This window comes from Sphingopyxis yananensis, assembly GCF_020687785.1.
Classification (GTDB): domain Bacteria; phylum Pseudomonadota; class Alphaproteobacteria; order Sphingomonadales; family Sphingomonadaceae; genus Sphingopyxis; species Sphingopyxis yananensis.
In genome coordinates this window covers 528658-547971 of sequence record NZ_JAJEWI010000008.1, presented here as the reverse complement: position 1 = coordinate 547971, position 19314 = coordinate 528658, and the positions used below count along the sequence as shown (strand labels likewise).

The window sequence follows — 19314 nt, the reverse complement described above, 5'->3', positions numbered from 1 at the left end:
GACGAAATAAGGAAGCGCGCTATCGTAGCGAAATGCGGGAGAAAGAATTAAGATTTGCCCTGATTTGTTACGGCGGCATCAGTCTGGCCGTTTATATGCATGGTGTGACCAAGGAAGTGTGGCGAATGGCGTCGGCATCGCGGGCCAGCTTGGACCGTCATGGGCTGGGCGGCGCCGCCGCTGTTTATGGCGATTTGCTGGACGAAATTTTCCGCAAAAGCGGCGTCCGCCTGCGGGTGATTACCGACATTATTGCTGGGGCCAGTGCAGGCGGCATCAATGGTGTCTTTCTAGCCCGCGCCTTGACCACCGGACAATCTTTGGAACCGCTGACGGATTTGTGGCTGGACAGCGCCGATGTTGACCGATTGCTGGACCCTGATGCGCGGCCCTTATCCGCCGCGACGAAATTTTGGGCCGCCCCTTTGGCGCGCTGGGCGATGCAGCGCCAAGGCAATGTGATTGACCAGACCGTCGGCGTTTCGGCGCAAAGCGAAGTGCGAGAGAAATTGTCGCGGTTCGTGCGGGCGCGTTGGTTTGAACCGCCCTTTGGCGGCAACAGCTTTAACCATATGCTGCTGGATGCTTTTCAGGCGATGGACGAAGCGCCGTCGGGGCCTCCCTTGCTGCCCGATGGTCAACCGATGGACCTGATGATCTCTGTCACCGATTTCGTGGGCTATGCTGTGCCGCTGACACTGAACAGCCCGCCGAGCGTCACCGAACGGGACCATCGGTTGATTTTAAATTTCCGCAACGACGCCAAACAGGGCGGGCGGCTGGATGATGTGATTGGCTTGGTGGCGGCGGCGCGGGCCACCGCCAGCTTTCCCGGGGCTTTTCCGCCTTTTACCGTTCGTGAATTGGACCAGAGCCTGAGCGAACGAGATATGTCATGGCCTGAGCGGGACGATTTCTTGCGTGTGCAATTGCCCCAAGTGGTGGGCGAAGATGCGGCGGACCGTGTGTTGATTGACGGGTCGGTGCTGGTCAACGCGCCCTTCAAGCCTGCCATTCATGCGCTGCGCCAACGCCCTGCGCGGCGAGAGGTGGACCGGCGTTTTGTTTATATTGAACCCCACCCCGACAGCCGCGCTATCAGTCTGGCCCGTCATTCGGACGTCAGCGGCCCCAGTTTCCTGTCCACCATCTTGGGCGCATTGTCCGAAATTCCGCGCGAGCAGCCCATCCGTGATAGCGTCGAAATGCTGGAGGATATGAGCCGCCGTATCCGCCGGATGCAGCATATCATCGACAATATGCGCGTCGAAGTGGAGGAGCAGGTCGCCAATTTATTCGGATCGACCTTCTTTCTGGATACCCCGTCCGAGGGGCGCTTGGCGAAATGGCGGGCCAAGGCGCAAGATCAGGCGGCGGAACGGGCTGGTTTTGCTTATGCGCCTTATGGTCATTTGAAATTATCGGCGGTGGTTGAAGATTTGGCCATGCTGATGGAACGCCTGTCGCCAGCCGAGGGGCATGGTCACCGCGAAATGCGCCGCCGTGCCTTGTGGGACGAAGTGCGGCGGCGTGGGCTGGACCGTATTTCGGGACGTCGTGGGTCCGGCGCCAGCGACGATGCGGTCGATTTCTTTCGGATATTTGACGTGGGCTTTCGCGTGCGACGTCTGCGTTTCTTAGCGCGGGAATTGCAGAGCGAGGTGGAGGCCAACCGCCACGAACAAGACCCCGACTGTGACGCCATGCGCAGCGCCATTTTCCAAGCCATTGGCCTGTACCGCGAACGCGAAGCCGATAAATGGGTCGAAGATTTGCCGCCGCCGGACGACGCGAAATTGGGCGATTGGCTCGACGCGGTGGGCCATGCGCGGGATTTGATGAGCGCGGATATGCTGGCCGATGCCGTCATCGCCCCAGCACTCGCCGCGCTGCCCAAGCAGGAACGGCGCAAGCTGTTATTGGCTTATGTCGGCTATCCTTTTTACGACATCGCCACATTAACCTTGTTGCAGGGGGAGGGGTTTGACGAATTTGACCCCATTAAGGTTGATCGCATTTCGCCATCTGACGCGGTGGGCATTCGTACGGGCGGCGCGGCGGCGATGCTCAAGGGGATTGAGTTTAACAGCTTTGGCGCATTTTTCAGCCGCGCCTACCGCGAAAATGACTATCTGTGGGGGCGCTTGCATGGCGCGGATCGATTGATGGACATTGTCGCCAGCAGCGTGACCGGCGACATGACGGGAGACAAGGGCCTGAGCGCGGCCGATTTATTGACGATGAAACGCCGCGCTTTTCACGCAATCTTGGACGAAGAAGAATCGCGCCTGCCCCATATTGCCGCCCTAATTTCCGAATTACGCGCCGAAATCGGGCCTATCCCTGATGACGAAGGGCGTGAAGAGTAGAGCTAGGGGATGACGGTGCCACGGGTGCGAAGCGAGGCGAGCAAATATGGGGCATAAAAAAAGCGGCGGTGCATGATGCCCCGCCGCTTTTGATATGGAAACTCCTGCGCCCCAATGGGGCAGGTCTGCGGATCTTTAGTCCGTTAATTCTTCCCACATATCCTTCAGCTTGCCAAAAAAGCCTTGGCTGGCGGGGCATTCCTCGCCTGTTTCCGTTTCGCGGAAGGCTTGCAGCAATTCTTTCTGCTTCGACGACAATTTCGTGGGTGTTTCCACGTCAATTTGCACCACCAAATCACCATGGCCACGGCTGTTCAGTACGGGCATACCCGCGCCGCGTTGGCGCAATTGCTTGCCCGACTGAATGCCCGCCGGAATGTTGATTTCATGGCGTTTGCCATCCAATCCAGGGATGGTGATGCTACCGCCCAGCGCTGCCGTCGTAAAACTGATTGGGGCGCGGGTGAACAAGGTGCTGCCCTCGCGCTCAAACAATTTGTGACGGGCCAAGTGCAAGAAGATGTACAAGTCGCCTGCGCCCGCACCGCGTGCGCCGCTTTCGCCTTCGCCCGACAGGCGAATACGCGTGCCTTCATCCACGCCCGCCGGAATATTGACGGTCAGCGTCTTGCGCTTGTCGACGCGGCCTTCGCCGCGGCAATGGTTGCAAGGGTCGGAAATCACCTCGCCTGCGCCTTGGCAGGTGGGGCAGATACGCTCCACCATGAAGAAACCTTGCTGGGCGCGCACTTTGCCGTGTCCGCCGCAGGTGCCGCAATGTTTGCGGTCGGTTCCCGGTTTCGCGCCCGTGCCATCGCATGGCTCGCAAGGCGCAGCGACATCGACTTCAATCTCGCGGGTGCAGCCGGTGAAGGCGTCTTCCAGCTTGATTTCCATGTCATAGCGCAGGTCTGCACCGCGCGCGGGTCCGCGTTGTTGGCGGCCACCGCCACCAAAGGCCGAACCGAAAATCGATTCGAAAATATCGCCAATGTCGCCAAAATCGCCGCCGCCAGCATGGCCGCCGCCAGCGCCGCCTTGGAATGCGGCCTTGCCATAACGGTCATAGGCGGCGCGCTTTTGCGGGTCTTTCAAGCAATCATAGGCTTCGCTGATCGCCTTGAACCGCGCTTCACTGTCTTGGCAGCCGGGGTTGCGATCAGGGTGGTATTGCATCGCCAATTTCCGATAGGCGGATTTCAGCACCTTATCGTCAGCGGTTCGCTCTACTTCGAGCAGTTCATAAAAATCGATGTCGAGCGACATAGGATCAAAAGCCCCCTCGTGCCCGCTGCCCCGAGGTCAGGGCAGCGGTCCGAGTTTTTCAGTCTTACTTCTTGTCGTCTTCGACTTCCGAGAATTCGGCGTCGACGACGTCTTCGTCAGCCTTGGGTGCATCGCCTTCTGGCGACGCAGCCGCTTGCTGTTCCTTTTCATAAATGGCCTGACCCAGCTTCATGGCCACCTGTGCCAAGGCTTGGGACTTGTCATTCATGGCTGCCACATCGCCGCCTTCGACCGCGGTTTTCGCTTCGGCAACAGCCGCTTCGATTTCCGACTTCAGACCAGCGTCCACCTTGTCCCCATGCTCGCGCAATTGGTTTTCGGTGCTGTGGATCAAGCTTTCGGCGTTATTCTTGGCTTCGGCGGCTTCGCGGCGCTGCTTATCTTCTTCAGCGAAACGCTCGGCATCCTTGACCATCTGTTCGATGTCATCATCGTTCAGACCGCCCGACGCTTGGATTTTGATCTGCTGTTCCTTGCCCGTGCCCTTATCCTTGGCATGAACCGACACAATGCCGTTGGCATCAATGTCAAAGGTCACTTCAATTTGTGGCACGCCGCGCGGTGCGGGCGGAATACCAACCAGATCAAATTGGCCCAGCATCTTGTTATCCTGTGCCATTTCGCGTTCACCTTGGAACACGCGGATGGTCACAGCCGACTGATTGTCATCAGCGGTCGAATAGACTTGGCTCTTTTTGGTCGGGATGGTCGTGTTGCGGTCGATCATCTTGGTCATGATACCGCCCAGCGTTTCAATACCCAGCGACAGCGGGGTCACGTCGAGAAGGAGAACATCCTTGACGTCGCCCTGCAATACGCCAGCCTGAATGGCTGCACCAATGGCCACCACTTCGTCAGGGTTCACACCGGTATGTGGTTCCTTGCCGAAAAATTCTTTCACGACTTCGCGAACGCGGGGCATACGGGTCATGCCGCCAACCAGCACCACTTCGTCGATTTCGCTTTGCGATACGCCGGCGTCCTTGATCGCCTTGCGGCAAGGTTCCAGCGTGCGCTTCACCAAATCTTCGACCAGCTTTTCCAAGTCCGCACGGGTGATGGTTTTCACCAAATGCTTTGGACCGCTGGCGTCGGCGGTGATGAATGGCAGGTTGACTTCGGTCGATTGGGCCGTCGACAGTTCGATCTTGGCCTTTTCCGCCGCTTCCTTCAGACGTTGCAGCGCCAGCTTGTCACCGCGCAGGTCAATGCCTTCGTCTTTCTTGAAGGTGTCGGCCAAAAATTCCACAACCTTGGTGTCGAAATCTTCACCGCCCAAGAAAGTGTCGCCGTTGGTTGACTTCACTTCAAAGACGCCGTCACCCACTTCCAGGATCGAGATGTCAAAGGTGCCGCCGCCAAGGTCATAGACGGCGATGGTCTTATTTTCCGACTTATCAAGGCCATAGCTCAGCGCCGCAGCGGTGGGCTCGTTGATGATACGCAGCACTTCCAGACCCGCAATTTTGCCGGCGTCCTTGGTGGCCTGACGCTGGGCGTCGTTGAAATAAGCGGGAACGGTGATCACGGCTTGGGTCACGGTTTCACCCAAATAGGCTTCGGCCGTTTCCTTCATCTTTTGCAGGATGAACGCGCTGATCTGGCTGGGCGAATAATCTTCGCCGCCAGCCTTCACCCACGCATCGCCATTATTGCCTTTGACGATGTTATAGGGAACCAGTTCCATATCCTTCTTGGTCAAGGCATCGTCGAAACGGCGACCAATCAGGCGCTTCACAGCAAAAATTGTATTTTCGGGATTGGTTACCGCCTGGCGTTTGGCAGGCTGGCCGATCAGGCGCTCGCCGTCCTTGGCAAAGGCAACGGTCGAAGGCGTGGTACGCGTGCCTTCGACATTCTCAATAACCTTGGGTTTGCCGCCTTCCATCACCGCGACGCAGCTGTTCGTGGTGCCGAGGTCAATCCCGATCACTTTAGCCATATTCCAAAAGTCCTCATATTCACATGGCGCCCTGAACAGGCACGCCGGTCATGGGCCCCAACCTGGGGTTGATGGGCGCGATATAGGTGCGCTTTGCCTTGGCACAAGGGTTTTAACCGCTTATCTAGTTTCCATTACACCCTGCTTGATGGACGGAGCATCGCGATATGAAATATCTTCCCCTGTTCGCTGTGGTCGCTTCGGCGGCGATGCTGACCGGTTGCAACGAAGCAAAAGTCGCTGAAAAACCACTGAATGTTGTCAGTGGCCATATCGTTATGCCCGCTGCGCCCGATGGTCCGGCGGTGGGATATTTCCGGGTTCAAGGCGGGCCACAGCCGGTGCAATTGGTGGCGGTGACCGCCGATTTGGCGCAGCGCGTGGAAATGCATGAAACCAAAAAAGAAAATGGTGTGCTGACGATGGAAGAATTGGATGCCGCCGATGTGCCCGCCAAGGGCGAGTTGGTGTTCAAGCAAGGCGGTAAGCATCTGATGATTTGGGGCATAAATGGCGCAGCCGTGCGCGCTGGCAAATTGCCCATGCAATTTTTATTCACCAACAATAATAATGACCGTATTTTGTTTGATATGGTGATCAAACCGGCTGCGGGCGCAGAAGCTGGAGAGGGTGACGTGCCCTTGCCGCCATCGCATGAGGGCATGAAACATTGATCTGGGCCAATTGATTTGGCCCAGAAACCACTGCCGCGTCACCTAACCCAAGGCGAAATCGCCTTGGCCCGCAGCGTCTTTGGCGATGCCATTGATTATACACGGGTGCGGATATGCCATCATAAATGGATATTTTTTCAACCCAAACGCGTGGTTATGGCCCCCATGGGGTGGATGCATTTTCACCCCCATGGCGGAATATATTGTGATGATTTTTCCATGGCGTCCCAGTCTTTCCAAGGCCTGTTCATCCATGAAATGGTGCATATTTGGCAGACCCAGACACGGGGCCGCTGGTATTTGGTGCTGATGCGCCACCCATGGGCGCGTTATCATTACAGTCTAAAGCCGGGTTGGCCCCTGTCCCGCTATGGTTTGGAGCAGCAGGCGGAAATTGTGCGCCACTATTGGTTGCTAAAACAAGGCATTGTTATTGCGGGTGCGCCAAGTCTTGCGTCCTATAGTAAAATACTTCCGTTTCATCCCGTCATTTAGATGTGGATTTTTGAAAAAGCCTGACTAATTCCTGTGGTGTCATTTTGACACAGGGGGAATCATGTCACTTATTTCTATGCTGGCTCTTGTTGCGTCTGTCGCAGGGGGCGACGATGCACAGCTTTTACAGTCACCTGCGCCAGCCGTTCTGGTTGCTGCGCCAGTTGCCGAAAACAATGTCGGTATTTTGCGGTCGGGCACCGAAATTCCATTGTCGGTCCGCGAGGAATTGACCACCAAGAAAAAACAGCTTCGGGTTGGACAACGTGTGCAACTGGAAGTGGCGAGCAATATTTCGGCCAATGGTGTGACCGTCATTCCCGTTGGATCACCGGCAATTGGCGAAATTACGGAAGTTCGCAACAAAGGCATGTGGGGCAAATCGGGCTATATTGCGGCACGCATCTTGTCGGTGCGCGTGGGCGACCGGCATATCCGCCTGACTGGCACCTTTGACGACAAAGGCGTGACCGGAACTGGCGGCGTCGTTGCGGCGGTGGCTTTGCTGCCTATTGCTGGGTTTTTGACCACTGGCACCAGTGCAACGATTCCAGCGGGGTCGGGCGTAAAGGCATTTTTGGACGAAGATATTAGCTATCGTCTGGCCAATCGCCCTGCTGATGTCATCAACGCTGATCCTGTGGTTCCGGCCGCAGCGCCAGCGGCGGCGGCACCATCCGCCCAATAAAGCTGCTGTGGCCCGCCAAGGGCTTATATCATCCGAAAATCTGCGGGGGCGTTCATGCGATGCCCCCGTTTGAAAATATATCCTATGCAATGGGATGATGTTCATACTATGTTCTGATCATGGAATGGATCATATCTTTTGTCGCATTGGTTATGGGCGCGTTGCTCGGTTGGTTGGTCGCGGGTCGACAAATGGGGGCGTTAAAGGCGCAGAAAGATGCGCTGAATGAACGTTTTCGCAGTGCGATTGCCGATTTGGCGGCCAAATCCGATGCGGTGTCGCAGGCCGAATCGCAACTGACGAGCGAACGCACGGCGGCGGTCGATGCGCGGTTGGAAGCAGAAAAATATTTGGCGGCGAATCAGGGGATGGCCCAGCAGCGCGAAGAGTTGATCGCGCGCTTGCAATTGGCCACCCACGAAAGCCAGCAACAAGCCGAAGCGCGGGAACGGGCCGAACGACAGCTTGCGGCCTTTCATGCCGAACAAAGCGAACGGGACAAAGCCCATGCCGCGCAGGTCCAGCAATTGCAGGACGCGCAGGCGGCGCTCACCACCCAGTTTCAGCAGGTCGGGCAAGTTTTGTTGGAAAAGGCGCAGAAAGATTTTCTGGAACGGGCGGACGAACGCTTTCGTCAAAGCGAGGAACATTCGGGTCAGAATCTGAAAGCCTTATTGGCCCCCGTCAACGACCGACTGACCAAATATGAAGAAGCCGTGCAAAAGGTGGAGGCCGAACGGCGCGATGCTTTTGGTTTGTTGCAAGGCCAAATCCAATCGATGCGCGAGGGCACCGAACGTGTGTCGAGCGAGGCGGCGAAATTGGTCAACGCCCTGCGCAACGCACCCAAAGCACGGGGGCGTTGGGGCGAACAGCAATTGCGCAATGTTTTGGAAAGCTGCGGCTTGTCGGAACATGCCGATTTCCAAACCGAAGTCAGCGTGAATGACGGGGAGGGCGGGCGTTTGCGGCCGGATGTCATCGTGCGGGTGCCGGGTGGCCAGAATCTGGTGATTGATGCCAAGGTCTCGCTCAACGCCTATCAAGACGCCTTTGGCGCGGTGGATGATGGTGAAAAATCAGTCCACTTGGCGGCCCATGCTGCGGCGATGAAGGCGCATGTCAACGGGTTGGGTGGGAAAAGCTATTGGAACCAATTTGCTGACACGCCGGATTATGTGGTGATGTTCGTGCCGGGCGAACATTTTCTGGCGGCCGCTTTGGACCAAGACCCCAGCCTGTGGGATTATGCCTTTGACCGCAAAGTGTTGTTGGCGACGCCGACAAACTTAATCGCTATTGCCCGCACCGTAGCGGCGGTTTGGCGGCAGGAAAAGCTGGCGGGTCAGGCGCGCGAAATTGCCGCGCTGGGCAAGGAATTATACGCCCGTATGGTGACGATGGGCAATCATGTCGCCAAGGTTGGCAAGGGGCTGGAAGGCGCGATTAACGGATATAATAGCTTTGTCGGCAGCTTTGAGAGTCAGGTCCTGACACAGGCGCGCCGTTTTGAAGCATTGGACATTGAAACGGGGGACAAAGATATTGCCGCGCTGGCCACGGTGGATCAGCAAAGCCGTCCGCTAACAAAATTAATGGTTGAGGCAGAGCAGCCATCGGGGGAGTGAGGCGGCAAAGGCCCACCTGTTTACGGCGAATGTAAGTCGGGGCTGTGTTTCAAACGGTACGACGATAAGAGCGAAAAAAGAAGAAGGCGGGCGTGATAACACGGCCCGCCTTCTTGTCGATCTGGCTGATCAACGGAATGGGATGGATTAGAATTTCCGGCTCAGTTCCAAAACCCCGCCCTTGGGACCGCGAATTTCCACGCGGCCGTCGCTGTGACGCATCACCGTCGCGCCGCTTTCCAGTATGGCTAGGCTGTCACGTTCTTGCGCCATTTGCGCTGGCGGGCAGGCCATCATGGTCACGGCTACGCCGGAAATGGTCAACACATTGCCCGACTGGCTGAAGCCACCGTTCAAACGGTTACAACCGGCGGTGCCGCTGATTCGGCCGCCTTCAAAGCGGATATCGGCGTCCACGCCCCGGATGGCTGGCTTGCCGTTGACCGACAATATCTTAAAGGTTCCGCCCTCGACCTGATATGCCGCTGGTGGGGTGGTTTCGACGTCACCATTGTCCATGGCCGAACAGGCGCCCAACAACAGGGCCGACGCGCCAGCGATGACAGGAAGATATTTTTTCAAAATCATTCTCCAAATGTCCCCCAACTGTGCCGTTTAACGGGCACGGCCAAAGTTGGTTCCGTGCCCGAAATCAGCGGTGAATGGCGTGTTCCGGCACTGGAAGCCGATCAGAAGGTTTGGCGCAGCCGTACCAATTCGCCCGCATCACCGCGCAGCAGCAACCGCCCATCGGTGGAAAAGTCCCATCGGCGGACCTGTTCCAAGGCGGCGATCAAGCTGTGTTCCTGTTCCATTTGCGCTGGCGGACAGGCCATACGGGTGGAGGCCACGCTGCCAAAGGCCAAATTGTCGGCGGACTGGGTGAAGCTGCCCATCAGGCGGTTGCAGCCTGCCGTTCCGCTGATGCGTCCGTCGGCAAAGGCGATATGGGTCGGGATATCGGGCAGGACGGCGGCCCCCGATATATGTTCAATCTGCCACGACGTGCCGTTCAAGCTTGTCGGAGCTATCACCGCGCCGCCGCAGCCCGTCACGGTTTTTCCGTCTGCCGTCACGCTCACGCTGTCCTGATATTGGCGCTCGACCATCGAATCGCTGCAAATTTTATGGTCGATAACAATGGATAGACGCGCTGTGTCATAGGATGTGCGGCCCGCTTGTTCGCGTTTGTTGTCAATGGCTTGGCGAATGTCCGTTTCGCCATAATCGCCAATATAGTGAATCTGATTGTCGCTGATCGCCAGCCGCCAGCCGGGTTCATTGCCGGATGCTTGATAGTCGGTGCTGGGGGCCGCCGGCGTGTTTGGCGTGCTGGGGCCCCTGAGCGCGCTATCGGTGGACGCGCAGCCTGACAATATCAACGAAAGTGCTGCGGCTGTTGTTGCCGCATAGAGTTTGGACATATCACCCTCCGTCCGTCACAGGAAATGCGTTTGCCGCCAGACTATAGCGGTTCAATCCCCCTTATGAAGGGTCGGTGATGGCAGGGGGATGAACGGACATGGTCCATATTGGTATGGGTTTTGGCCTGACCAAATGAACCAAAGGGCCAGCGGTCAGACCAAGATTGTGGTGTTCACAGCGATGCGTGAAGACACCGCAAGGCGTGAAGAATTTACGCCTCCGTGCGGCGATTTTGGTTTAGCACTTCATAGGCCATGACGGCGGCAGCGACGGCGGCGTTTAAGCTGTCAGCCTTGCCCATCATCGGCATTTTCACGCGCACATCGGCGGCGGCGGCATAGTCTGCGGGCATTCCCTGCGATTCATTGCCGATCAGGATGAAGGTCGGCGCTTGATAGGAAACGGCCTGATAATCGACAGTATCATCGCCCAGCCATGTCGCCACTAACTGGCCTTCGCCTTGGCGCAGCCATGGTAAAAACTCGTCCCAGCGGGCCTGTACCAATTGCTGGGTGAAAATGGCGCCCATGCTGGCCCGGACGGTTTCGACGGCATATGGGTCGGTGGATTCGTCCAGCAAAATCAAGCCGCCTGCGCCCACCGCGTCGCCGGTGCGCAAGATGGTGCCCAAATTTCCGGGGTCGCGCAGACGTTCTGCGACCAGCCAAATGGGGGCCGATGTGCGGTCAATATCCGACAATTTGGGGCGCGGTTCGGGATAAATGCCGACGATGGTTTGCGGATTGTCCTTGCCCGACAATTTCGACAAGACGGCAGGCGTGGTGTCGATGACCTCGCCGCCATTGCGTAGGACAGCGTCCACCATGGCTTGAACCAAGGGGTGGCCCATGCTGTCCTCGGACAAGAACAGCCAGTGCGGCAAAATGCCAGCTTCGCGGGCTTCGGTCGCGATGCGCAACCCTTCGGCCAAGAACAAGCCTTCGGCCTTGCGATGTCGCTTTTCCCGCAGCAAGCGCATGCGCTTAACCAATGGGTTGGACAGGCTTTCGATCAGCGACCGCTGGCCCCTGTGTTTGTCTGCGTGTGTGTCAGCATGTTTGTCGGAAGAAAAATTCATCAGATACTCAGTCTTCGCCGAAGCTGTCCTTTACCAAGCCGACCAATTTCAGCATGGCTTCTTCGGCGCCGTCGCCCTTGGTGTGGATGGTGATACTGTCGCCTTTGGCAGCGCCGAGCATCATCAGGCCCATGATGGACGTACCGGAAACGCTGGTGCCGCCTTTTTCCACTTCGACGGCGACACCGTCGGGCAGGCGGCTGACAAAGGTAACGAATTTTGCACTGGCGCGCGCGTGCAGACCGCGCTGATTGGTGATTTCAACGGTTTCACTGCATATGTTCATCAACCCATTCCCAACATTTCAGACGCGACAGATATATATTTTTGGCCCGCTTCTTTGGCCGCCAAAGCGGCGGCATGAAGGTCCAATGTCTTGCGGGCGGATTCCAAGCGAATCAACATGGGTAGATTCACGCCCGCGATGACTTCGGTTTTGCCGGCATCCAACAGGCTGATCGCCAAATTGGACGGGGTGCCGCCAAATAAGTCCGTCAGCATGATGACACCGCGCCCGCCATCGACATTGCGAATGGCCTGCGCAATTTCATTGCGGCGCGTTTCCATATTGTCGTTGGGGCCGATGCAGACGGTCGCGATGGATCGTTGTGGCCCCACCACATGCTCCATCGCTGTCACCATTTCAGCGGCCAATTGACCATGGGTCACGAGGACCAAACCAAGAAGGGGCAGGCTCTTATCGTTGGGCATGCTGTGCAGACCTTATGTCTTTCTTGTTCATAACAGGGGATGCGGAAGGGGGTTTGCCCTCAAGCGCATCTTGCGGGGAGGAGTCAAGATCGCGGTGTGTTAACAATGGGTCATGGCCCGCTGCGCGTAGAGTTTTTGTGAGGCGGTCGGCCACATGGACCGAACGGTGCCGCCCGCCGGTGCAACCAACAGCAATGGTGACATAGCTTTTGCCTTCGGCCTGATAGCGGGGGAGCAATTCCAGCAGCAAATGCTCGATTTGGGACACGGTGCTGTCATAGGCGGGGTCTGCCGCTACATAGGCCGCGACCGAGGGGTCCAGCCCGCTGCCTGGACGAAGCGCCGGAACCCAATGCGGGTTTTGCAAATAGCGCATATCAAATACCAAATCGGCATTGCGGGGCAGGCCGCGCGCAAAGCCAAAGCTCATGACATTCAGCACAGGTTCGTGCTGCGCGCTGTCGGCAAAACGATGGCGGATTTCCTGTTGCAGGTCGTTGCTGCTGAAATTGGTGGTGTCGATTTTATGTTCGGCCCAGCGGCGCAGCGGTTCCATCAAGTCCCATTCGCGGGCGATTCCATCAGCGGCGGGGCGATCATCCGCCAAGGGATGGCGGCGGCGGGTTTCCGAAAAACGCCGTTCCAATTCGGCGCCCGCGCAATCAACAAATAAGGTTTCGACATTGCGGCGGCCAGCGGCGTTTAATTCTTGGATTTGTTTGACCAGCAATTGCGGGTCGAAACCACGGCTGCGGCTGTCGATGCCGACAGCAATGGGGCGGTCGGCATCGCTGGCTTTGACAGGGGAATCGATCAGGGCGCGCAGCAGCGGCAGGGGCAGGTTGTCGACCACTTCCCAGCCCAAATCTTCCAATGCCTTGAGCGCGGTGGATTTGCCTGCACCCGACAAGCCGCTGACCAACAGGAAACGCGAATTGGGGCATTGCTGTATCATGGCTGAGCCCCCAAGCTGGCGTGATGTTGCAACGCCAAGGCGACCTTGATCGGTGCCGATATTTCAAAAGGATCAAGGGTCATGGACGGCAGGGGATGACCCGCAACAAGGCTGTGCATACGGTCCATAGGAAATCGATCATAACCCGATTGTAACGAAACCGCGAGGGAAAGCGAGACCGACGGCAAAAAGGCGTGGGGCAGAACGCCCAGCCCGCGCACTTCCAGCATTCCGGCCAATATTTTGGGCGCGCTGGCCCATAAATTGTCCCCATCATGCCAAATATCACAGCGGTCGTCCGCCACCAGCATCGCTCCCCGATCGATCAGCCGCAAGGCAAGATCTGATTTTCCTACGCCCGATGGCCCCAGCAGCAATATACCCAGCCATGCGCCGCTCGGCGCGGGCATGGCCACGCAGCTCGCGTGAATATTGGCCAGCGGCGGCGTGTGGAAAATATTGGTGTCGGGATTATCGGGCACGTGTCATGCGCTGGTAACAGCAGGGGCGCGGGCGGGCAAGCCGATCAATAGGCAGGCCCCGCGTGCGCCATCTTCGCGGTCTTGCACGCTGATGGTGCCGCCATGGCCTTCGATGATGGTCCGCGCAATCGCCAGGCCAAGGCCGCTGTGCCGGCCAAAATCAGCATCATCGCCGCGCACGCTGTGGAAACGGCGGAAGACTTCTTCGCGCTGCGCGGGGTCAATGCCGGGCCCGTCATCTTCGACCCGAATTTGCACTTCGCGCCCCACCAAGGTGGCGGCAATGCAAACCAAGCCATCATTGGGGGAAAAGCTGACCGCATTGTCGATGATATTGTCCAAGGCCCGTTCCAGACGATGACCATCGCCCATAACAATGGTGGTTTCCTTGCGCGGGCGGGCAAAGGCAATGCGCGGATGGGGGACGCTGTCGTCCTTGCGCAAGCTGCGGCTGGCGAGCATTTGTTCGATCATCAAGCCCAGATCAATGGGTTCAAAATGCGTGCGCGACAATTGGGCGTCAATGCGGCTGGCGTCACTGATATCCGTTACCAAGCGATCGAGGCGCAGCACATCTTCTTCGGCGATGGACAGCAATTGGGCGCGATGTTCGTCGGTTTTGACATTGCCTAGGCCTTCGATGGCCGACCGCAAGGACGCGATGGGGTTTTTCAATTCATGTGTCACATCGGCGGCAAAATGTTCGCCAGCGTCAATGCGTTCGCGCAGCGTGTGCGTCATGTCGGAAATGGCGCGGGCCAAGGTGCCAATTTCGTCCTTGCGGTCGGGCAGGCGCGGAACCTCTACGCCGCGTTCACGGCCCAACCGCACTGCCACGGCGGCGCGGGCCAATTGGCGCAGTGGATGCACAATGCGGCGTGCCAAAAACAGCGACAGGCCAATGGAGCTGATCAGCACCAACGCCAGCACCAAGCCCGCGCGGAATCGTTCTGCGCGCACCGTGCGGGTGATTTCGCGGTCGTTGATGGTCATCAACATAACCTGCGGAACCTCGGCATTTAACATGCGAACGGTGCTGATGATCGGGGTGCGTTCTGGGGCATAGCGGACACGGGTGGCATATTTCGCGCCGTGCAACACCTCCATCACTTCTGGCCAGCTTTGCGCTTTGTCGGTGGCTGGTTCTGAAAAATCAGGATAGATTTTTGCGCCAACAATCCAGTCTATGCCGCGATCCATCGCCCGCGCGGCATCCCGCTGCCAAGCCTGCAAATCGGGGTCGCGCAGCGTGTAGGTCGGCGGGGCATGGCGAAAACTGTCATAGCTAAGGTCGCCATTGGTGTCATAAAGGCGGAGCCGAGATCGGGTTTCCTGCGTAAATTCGCTGACCAGCTTGTCTACTTCTTCGGGCCGCGCGGATTCCAGCGCCTTTTCCAGCAAATGCAACTGGCTTTCCATGGTGATGATGCTGCTGTCCACCATGCGGGCGCGGTAGCCGTCCAGATAATAAAATCCGCCCAGCAACAGCGCCAAAGCCAAAATATTGACCGCCAAAATGCGCGATGTCAGCGACCAGCGCAGCGACCAATTGGGCCGGATGTTCAGTGGCTCGATGGAGCGAATCTTAGTTTTCATCGGAGAAACGATATCCTGCGCCATAAAGAGTAGCTATGCCGTCAAATTCGGGGTCGACCTCGCGGAATTTGCGGCGCAATCTTTTGATGTGACTGTCGATGGTGCGATCATCGATATAGACATCGTCTTGATAGGCGGCGTCCATCAATTGATTGCGGCTGCGCACCACACCGGGGCGAGCGGCCAAGGATTCCAAAATCAAAAATTCGGTGACGGTCAAGGTCACGTCTTTGCCGTCCCATGTCACCTTGTGCCGCGCGGGGTCCATCGTCAGGCGGCCGCGCGTGATGGGGTCCGCGACAGGTTCATCGTCCGGATTTTGTTCGGTGCGGTTCAGGTCGACACGCCGTAAAATGGCACGGATGCGGGCGATGACCAATCGCTGGGAAAAGGGTTTGGCGATATAATCATCCGCGCCCATCGCCAGCCCCAGCGCCTCGTCAATCTCATCATCTTTGCTGGTCAGGAAAATGACCGGCAATTGGCTTTTTTCGCGCAGGCGGCGCAGCAATTCCAGTCCATCCATGCGCGGCATTTTGACGTCGAAAATCGCCAAATCCGGCGGATTGTCGATTAAGGGTTTCAGCGCGGCTTCCCCGTCGGAATAGACACGCGTCGCAAATCCTTCGGCTTGCAGGGCGATGGAAAGGGATTGAAGGATATTCCGGTCGTCATCCACCAATGCGATGCTGGCCTGTCGGTCGATTGTCGATGCCATAGAAATCCTGATTTGACGCATGGATGAAAGGCCAATTGGCACAAAAATCCTTAGCTACCTAACTATATCGAGCGCAAGAGTTGCAATATTGACGTGTTTAACCTGACAAAAGCATGGCGGCAACTGCGTAGGCGCAGCGGCGTTGTTTGCTGATGGCGTCGCTTTATTGAAGGCTAAGCGTCAATTTGATGACAAAATGGTGGAATAGCTTTTGACCTATCTGCCCGCCGCCGCTAACGCGGCCAAGATTTCGGAATCGCCGCCACCCATCTTTTTCGCGCCCATATGCGGATTGGATTACGACATAATCTATTGCATAGGTATGCGGTGGCCGCACGGGATAGGGAAAGTCAAACGCATGACACAGATTATCATCGGCTCGGATACAGTGGAAACATCCGCCACTGTCGCAGAAAATCTGGGCACATCGCAATTGGTCGAAGACGCTATTCGCAACGGTGAAGGCCTGTTGGCCAAGGACGGCCCACTGGTGGTTTCGACCGGCAAGCATACGGGCCGCAGCGCCAAAGACAAGTTCATCGTTCAGGACGATGAAACCCGTGACACCATTTGGTGGGGCAAGACCAATGTTCCCATGACGCCAGAGCATTTCGCTGCGCTGAAGGCGGATTTCTATGCCCATCTTCAGGGCCGTGAACGTCTGTATCGCCAGCAATTGTTCGGCGGTTCGCAGCCTGAGCATCGCGTGTCGGTGCAGGTTGTCACCGAATTTGCATGGCACAGCCAATTCATCCGCACGCTGCTGTGCCGCCCAACGGCGGAAGAACTGGCAGCCTTTGCGGCGGAATATACCATCATCGATCTGCCAAGCTTCCGCGCCGATCCTGCCAAGCATGGTACGCGCAGCGAAACCGTTGTGGCTGTGAACTTCAGCGAAAAACTGGTTCTGATTGGCGGCACGGCTTATGCTGGCGAAATGAAGAAGTCGGTGTTTGGCATCTTGAACTATCTGCTGCCCGTCAAGGGCGTGATGCCCATGCACTGCTCGGCCAATATTGGTCCCAAGGGCGACACGGCTGTCTTCTTTGGCCTGTCCGGCACGGGCAAGACCACATTGTCGGCTGATGCGTCGCGCACGTTGATCGGTGATGATGAACATGGCTGGTCGGATACCGCCGTGTTCAACTTCGAAGGCGGCTGCTATGCGAAGATGATCCGTCTGTCGCCAGAAGCAGAGCCTGAAATTTTCGCCACCACCAAGCGTTTCGGCACGGTGCTGGAAAATGTGGTGATCGACCCTGCGACCCGCGAATTGGACTTTGACGATAATAGTCTGGCTGAAAACAGCCGTGGTTCTTATCCCATCGACTTCATTCCGAACACGTCGGAACAGAATCTGGGCCCTGTGCCCCAGACGATCATTTTCCTGACCGCTGACGCTTATGGCGTTTTGCCTCCGATCGCCAAGCTGACGCCAGATCAGGCGATGTATCACTTCTTGTCGGGCTATACCGCGCGTGTGGCGGGTACGGAAATTGGCGTGACCGAACCCGAAGCGACCTTCTCGACCTGCTTTGGTGCGCCGTTCATGCCGCGCCACCCATCGGTTTACGGCAATTTGCTGAAGGAACGCATCGCCAAGGGCGGCGTGCAATGCTGGTTGGTCAACACTGGTTGGACCGGCGGCATGGCGACGATGGACGGCATCAGTCGTATGCCCATCAAGGCAACCCGCGCTTTGCTCAATGCCGCACTCGACGGCAGCCTGAACAATGCGGAATTCAAGACCGACCCGAACTTTGGCTTTGAATATCCCACGGCCGTTGCCGGTGTGGACAGCAAGATCCTCGATCCACGCGCTGCATGGGCTGATGGCGCGGCCTATGACCGCACCGCGCAAACGCTGGCTCAGCAATTTGTGGATAATTTCGCGCAGTTCGAAGAACATGTTGACGAAGGAGTTCGCCAATCGGCTCCGCGCGTGGCGCAAACCGCTTAATCCCTGCACAGGGTTTCGAAATAGAAAAGGGGGCGCAGTGACTGCGCCCCCTTTTTCATGTCCACCGCTTTTGTGAACCCAATTTATAGTTCGAAGGTCAGTCGATCAGGTCGGCGGGCACAACGCCGCCATTAGCGGCCAATTCGCGCATCACTGCCTTGTGCAGCCAGATGTTCATTTCCGCGCTGCCGTTTAATTCGCCCGTATAACCCAGTTCGCGGGCCAGTTCCTTGCGATTGTCGAGGCTGGGGTCGATGCCCAGCAGCTTCATCAGATCGACAATCGATGTACGCCAGTTCAAATCTTTCCCGGCGGCCATATGCTTTAGATTTTCTTCGACATCGACTGTGCTGACCGAAGCAGGGGTGGATGGCGCGGCCGGGGCGGAGGCTGCGGGTGCAACTGGTGCCGTAGGTGCGGGGCTGGCTGCGGCGGGTGCAGCGTCCTTTTTGCCGAAGATTTTTTCCTTGATCGAACTGAAAATTCCCATTTTCATCTCCCGTTCACTGGATGCCATAAAGCTTGGCATGGGGTGAGGGACGGCATTGGTCGCATTTTCATGCGTCTTTGCCGTCTTGCTTCTGTACAATGCCTGTGCAGACCATTCGCTCCCCAGAATCACGCGTGGAAGGAATATAGCTATGAACCCGACGGATATTTTGACCCAAGTGGGCGGCATTGATGCTTTGGCCCAGCAATTGGGTGTGTCGCCCGATACGGCCAAGCAGGGCGCAGCCGCGCTTCTTCCTTCGATTTTGGAGGGTTTTCAAAAGGGCGGCACCGGCGGGGGTGCACTGGGCGGTTTAATCGGCCAATTAGGCGGCGGCGGCTTGCTGGATTCGGTTTTGGGTTCTGGCCCCACACCCGTCGACAAGGGCAATGATATTTTGGGGGAGATTTTCGGCAGCAAAGACGTCAGCCGCCAAGTGGCAGGCAATGCGGCCACTTCGACGGGACTGGATAGCGGCCTGCTCAAGAAAATGTTACCGATTCTCAGCATGATGGTGGCGGGATATTTGGCCAAGCAAGGCGGCGCAGCGGGCGGTAGCAGTGCGGGCGGTTTGGGCGGCTTGCTTGGGGGCCTGATGGGCGGCGCTAGTGGTGCTTCGTCCGGCGGCGGGGCCTTGGGCGGGCTGGGCAAGATGCTGGACCGCAATGGCGACGGCAACCCCTTGGATGATATTTTGGGCATGGCCGCGAAATTCCGCAAATAACATTGGGCGGAACGCCCTGCGCAAAAAAAAGACCGCGCCATCCGGTGGCACGGTCTTTTTTGTGGGAGCGGCGGCTATGGTTGCGCAGTTAG

At 57.4% G+C, this 19314-nt stretch carries 19 protein-coding genes; 7 read left to right on the top strand and 12 right to left on the bottom strand.

Annotation, left to right across the window (positions count from 1 at the left end; translation table 11 throughout):
• Window positions 1-32: 32 nt before the first annotated feature.
• Window positions 33-2369, top strand: a complete 2337-nt coding sequence (locus LKO31_RS10755; RefSeq protein ID WP_227690525.1) for a patatin-like protein — start codon at window positions 33-35, stop codon at window positions 2367-2369.
• A gap of 135 nt (window positions 2370-2504) precedes the next feature.
• Here LKO31_RS10755 and dnaJ read toward each other — a convergent pair whose 3' ends face one another.
• Both dnaJ and dnaK read right to left on the bottom strand, forming a co-directional pair.
• The gene (dnaJ, locus tag LKO31_RS10750) at window positions 2505-3635 is read right to left on the bottom strand and encodes a molecular chaperone DnaJ (protein ID WP_227690524.1); all 1131 of its coding nucleotides are present in this window, start codon (window positions 3633-3635) and stop codon (window positions 2505-2507) included.
• Between the two features lie 64 nt (window positions 3636-3699).
• Complete coding sequence (dnaK, locus tag LKO31_RS10745) at window positions 3700-5598, bottom strand: molecular chaperone DnaK (RefSeq protein WP_227690523.1); 1899 nt, start codon at window positions 5596-5598, stop codon at window positions 3700-3702.
• A gap of 167 nt (window positions 5599-5765) precedes the next feature.
• Here dnaK and LKO31_RS10740 point away from each other — a divergent pair, with 167 nt between their 5' ends.
• The 4 genes from LKO31_RS10740 (at window position 5766) to rmuC (ending at window position 9083) form a co-directional block, all read left to right on the top strand.
• A complete protein-coding gene (locus LKO31_RS10740; RefSeq protein ID WP_227690522.1) occupies window positions 5766-6272 on the top strand; it encodes a copper chaperone PCu(A)C in 507 nt (168 codons plus the stop codon).
• A gap of 15 nt (window positions 6273-6287) precedes the next feature.
• Window positions 6288-6767, top strand: a complete 480-nt coding sequence (locus tag LKO31_RS10735; RefSeq protein ID WP_227690521.1) for a vgr related protein — start codon at window positions 6288-6290, stop codon at window positions 6765-6767.
• 61 nt (window positions 6768-6828) lie between these two features.
• A complete protein-coding gene (locus LKO31_RS10730) occupies window positions 6829-7455 on the top strand; it encodes a hypothetical protein (protein ID WP_227690520.1) in 627 nt (208 codons plus the stop codon).
• A 119-nt stretch (window positions 7456-7574) separates the two neighbouring features.
• Window positions 7575-9083 (top strand): DNA recombination protein RmuC, encoded by a 1509-nt coding sequence (rmuC, locus tag LKO31_RS10725; RefSeq protein WP_227690519.1) that lies wholly within the window; start codon window positions 7575-7577, stop codon window positions 9081-9083.
• Window positions 9084-9230: 147 nt separating this feature from the next.
• On the opposite strand, the gene LKO31_RS10720 is transcribed toward rmuC, so the two are convergent.
• From LKO31_RS10720 to LKO31_RS10680, 9 genes are all read right to left on the bottom strand, one after another.
• Window positions 9231-9665, bottom strand: coding sequence for an META domain-containing protein (locus LKO31_RS10720; RefSeq protein ID WP_227690518.1), 435 nt, complete (start codon window positions 9663-9665; stop codon window positions 9231-9233).
• Between the two features lie 107 nt (window positions 9666-9772).
• Window positions 9773-10507 carry an META domain-containing protein gene (locus LKO31_RS10715; protein ID WP_227690517.1) on the bottom strand — a complete coding sequence of 245 codons (735 nt, stop codon included), beginning with the start codon at window positions 10505-10507 and terminating at the stop codon, window positions 9773-9775.
• 212 nt (window positions 10508-10719) lie between these two features.
• Window positions 10720-11586: a TrmH family RNA methyltransferase gene (locus LKO31_RS10710; RefSeq protein WP_407699275.1), complete on the bottom strand. Its 867-nt coding sequence runs from the start codon at window positions 11584-11586 to the stop codon at window positions 10720-10722.
• Between the two features lie 7 nt (window positions 11587-11593).
• Window positions 11594-11872, bottom strand: coding sequence for an HPr family phosphocarrier protein (locus tag LKO31_RS10705; protein ID WP_227690516.1), 279 nt, complete (start codon window positions 11870-11872; stop codon window positions 11594-11596).
• Window positions 11872-12297 (bottom strand): PTS sugar transporter subunit IIA, encoded by a 426-nt coding sequence (locus tag LKO31_RS10700; protein ID WP_227690515.1) that lies wholly within the window; start codon window positions 12295-12297, stop codon window positions 11872-11874. The genes LKO31_RS10705 and LKO31_RS10700 overlap by 1 nt, the downstream gene beginning before the upstream one ends.
• Entirely contained in the window at window positions 12284-13252 is a 969-nt protein-coding gene (gene rapZ, locus LKO31_RS10695) for an RNase adapter RapZ (protein ID WP_227690514.1), read from the bottom strand. The genes LKO31_RS10700 and rapZ overlap by 14 nt, the downstream gene beginning before the upstream one ends.
• Entirely contained in the window at window positions 13249-13734 is a 486-nt protein-coding gene (locus LKO31_RS10690; protein ID WP_227690513.1) for an HPr kinase/phosphorylase, read from the bottom strand. The genes rapZ and LKO31_RS10690 overlap by 4 nt, the downstream gene beginning before the upstream one ends.
• 3 nt (window positions 13735-13737) lie before the next feature.
• Entirely contained in the window at window positions 13738-15354 is a 1617-nt protein-coding gene (locus LKO31_RS10685) for a sensor histidine kinase (protein ID WP_407699274.1), read from the bottom strand.
• Window positions 15320-16048: a response regulator transcription factor gene (locus LKO31_RS10680; RefSeq protein ID WP_227690511.1), complete on the bottom strand. Its 729-nt coding sequence runs from the start codon at window positions 16046-16048 to the stop codon at window positions 15320-15322. The genes LKO31_RS10685 and LKO31_RS10680 overlap by 35 nt, the downstream gene beginning before the upstream one ends.
• A 358-nt stretch (window positions 16049-16406) precedes the next feature.
• Here LKO31_RS10680 and LKO31_RS10675 point away from each other — a divergent pair, with 358 nt between their 5' ends.
• The gene (locus LKO31_RS10675) at window positions 16407-18008 is read left to right on the top strand and encodes a phosphoenolpyruvate carboxykinase (protein ID WP_227690510.1); all 1602 of its coding nucleotides are present in this window, start codon (window positions 16407-16409) and stop codon (window positions 18006-18008) included.
• A 97-nt stretch (window positions 18009-18105) separates the two neighbouring features.
• Here the strand turns inward: LKO31_RS10675 and LKO31_RS10670 are convergent, their stop codons facing one another.
• The gene (locus LKO31_RS10670) at window positions 18106-18498 is read right to left on the bottom strand and encodes a DUF3597 domain-containing protein (RefSeq protein ID WP_227690509.1); all 393 of its coding nucleotides are present in this window, start codon (window positions 18496-18498) and stop codon (window positions 18106-18108) included.
• Between the two features lie 151 nt (window positions 18499-18649).
• Between LKO31_RS10670 and LKO31_RS10665 the strand changes: the two genes are divergently transcribed.
• On the top strand, window positions 18650-19222 hold the full coding sequence (locus LKO31_RS10665; protein ID WP_227690508.1) for a DUF937 domain-containing protein: 573 nt from the start codon (window positions 18650-18652) through the stop codon (window positions 19220-19222).
• Window positions 19223-19314: the final 92 nt, after the last annotated feature.

Bases quoted from the DNA above. Each gene is read 5' to 3' on its own strand.
- LKO31_RS10705 (WP_227690516.1), bottom strand. From the start codon at position 11,872: ATGAACATATGCAGTGAAACCGTTGAAATCACCAATCAGCGCGGTCTG.
- LKO31_RS10715 (WP_227690517.1), bottom strand. From the start codon at position 10,507: ATGTCCAAACTCTATGCGGCAACAACAGCCGCAGCACTTTCGTTGATA.
- LKO31_RS10700 (WP_227690515.1), bottom strand. From the start codon at position 12,297: ATGCCCAACGATAAGAGCCTGCCCCTTCTTGGTTTGGTCCTCGTGACC.
- dnaJ (WP_227690524.1), bottom strand. From the start codon at position 3,635: ATGTCGCTCGACATCGATTTTTATGAACTGCTCGAAGTAGAGCGAACC.
- LKO31_RS10685 (WP_407699274.1), bottom strand. From the start codon at position 15,354: ATGGCGCAGGATATCGTTTCTCCGATGAAAACTAAGATTCGCTCCATC.
- LKO31_RS10665 (WP_227690508.1), top strand. From the start codon at position 18,650: ATGAACCCGACGGATATTTTGACCCAAGTGGGCGGCATTGATGCTTTG.
- LKO31_RS10755 (WP_227690525.1), top strand. From the start codon at position 33: ATGCGGGAGAAAGAATTAAGATTTGCCCTGATTTGTTACGGCGGCATC.
- rapZ (WP_227690514.1), bottom strand. From the start codon at position 13,252: ATGATACAGCAATGCCCCAATTCGCGTTTCCTGTTGGTCAGCGGCTTG.
- LKO31_RS10740 (WP_227690522.1), top strand. From the start codon at position 5,766: ATGAAATATCTTCCCCTGTTCGCTGTGGTCGCTTCGGCGGCGATGCTG.
- LKO31_RS10680 (WP_227690511.1), bottom strand. From the start codon at position 16,048: ATGGCATCGACAATCGACCGACAGGCCAGCATCGCATTGGTGGATGAC.
- LKO31_RS10670 (WP_227690509.1), bottom strand. From the start codon at position 18,498: ATGGGAATTTTCAGTTCGATCAAGGAAAAAATCTTCGGCAAAAAGGAC.
- LKO31_RS10730 (WP_227690520.1), top strand. From the start codon at position 6,829: ATGTCACTTATTTCTATGCTGGCTCTTGTTGCGTCTGTCGCAGGGGGC.
- dnaK (WP_227690523.1), bottom strand. From the start codon at position 5,598: ATGGCTAAAGTGATCGGGATTGACCTCGGCACCACGAACAGCTGCGTC.
- rmuC (WP_227690519.1), top strand. From the start codon at position 7,575: ATGGAATGGATCATATCTTTTGTCGCATTGGTTATGGGCGCGTTGCTC.
- LKO31_RS10675 (WP_227690510.1), top strand. From the start codon at position 16,407: ATGACACAGATTATCATCGGCTCGGATACAGTGGAAACATCCGCCACT.
- LKO31_RS10710 (WP_407699275.1), bottom strand. From the start codon at position 11,586: ATGAATTTTTCTTCCGACAAACATGCTGACACACACGCAGACAAACAC.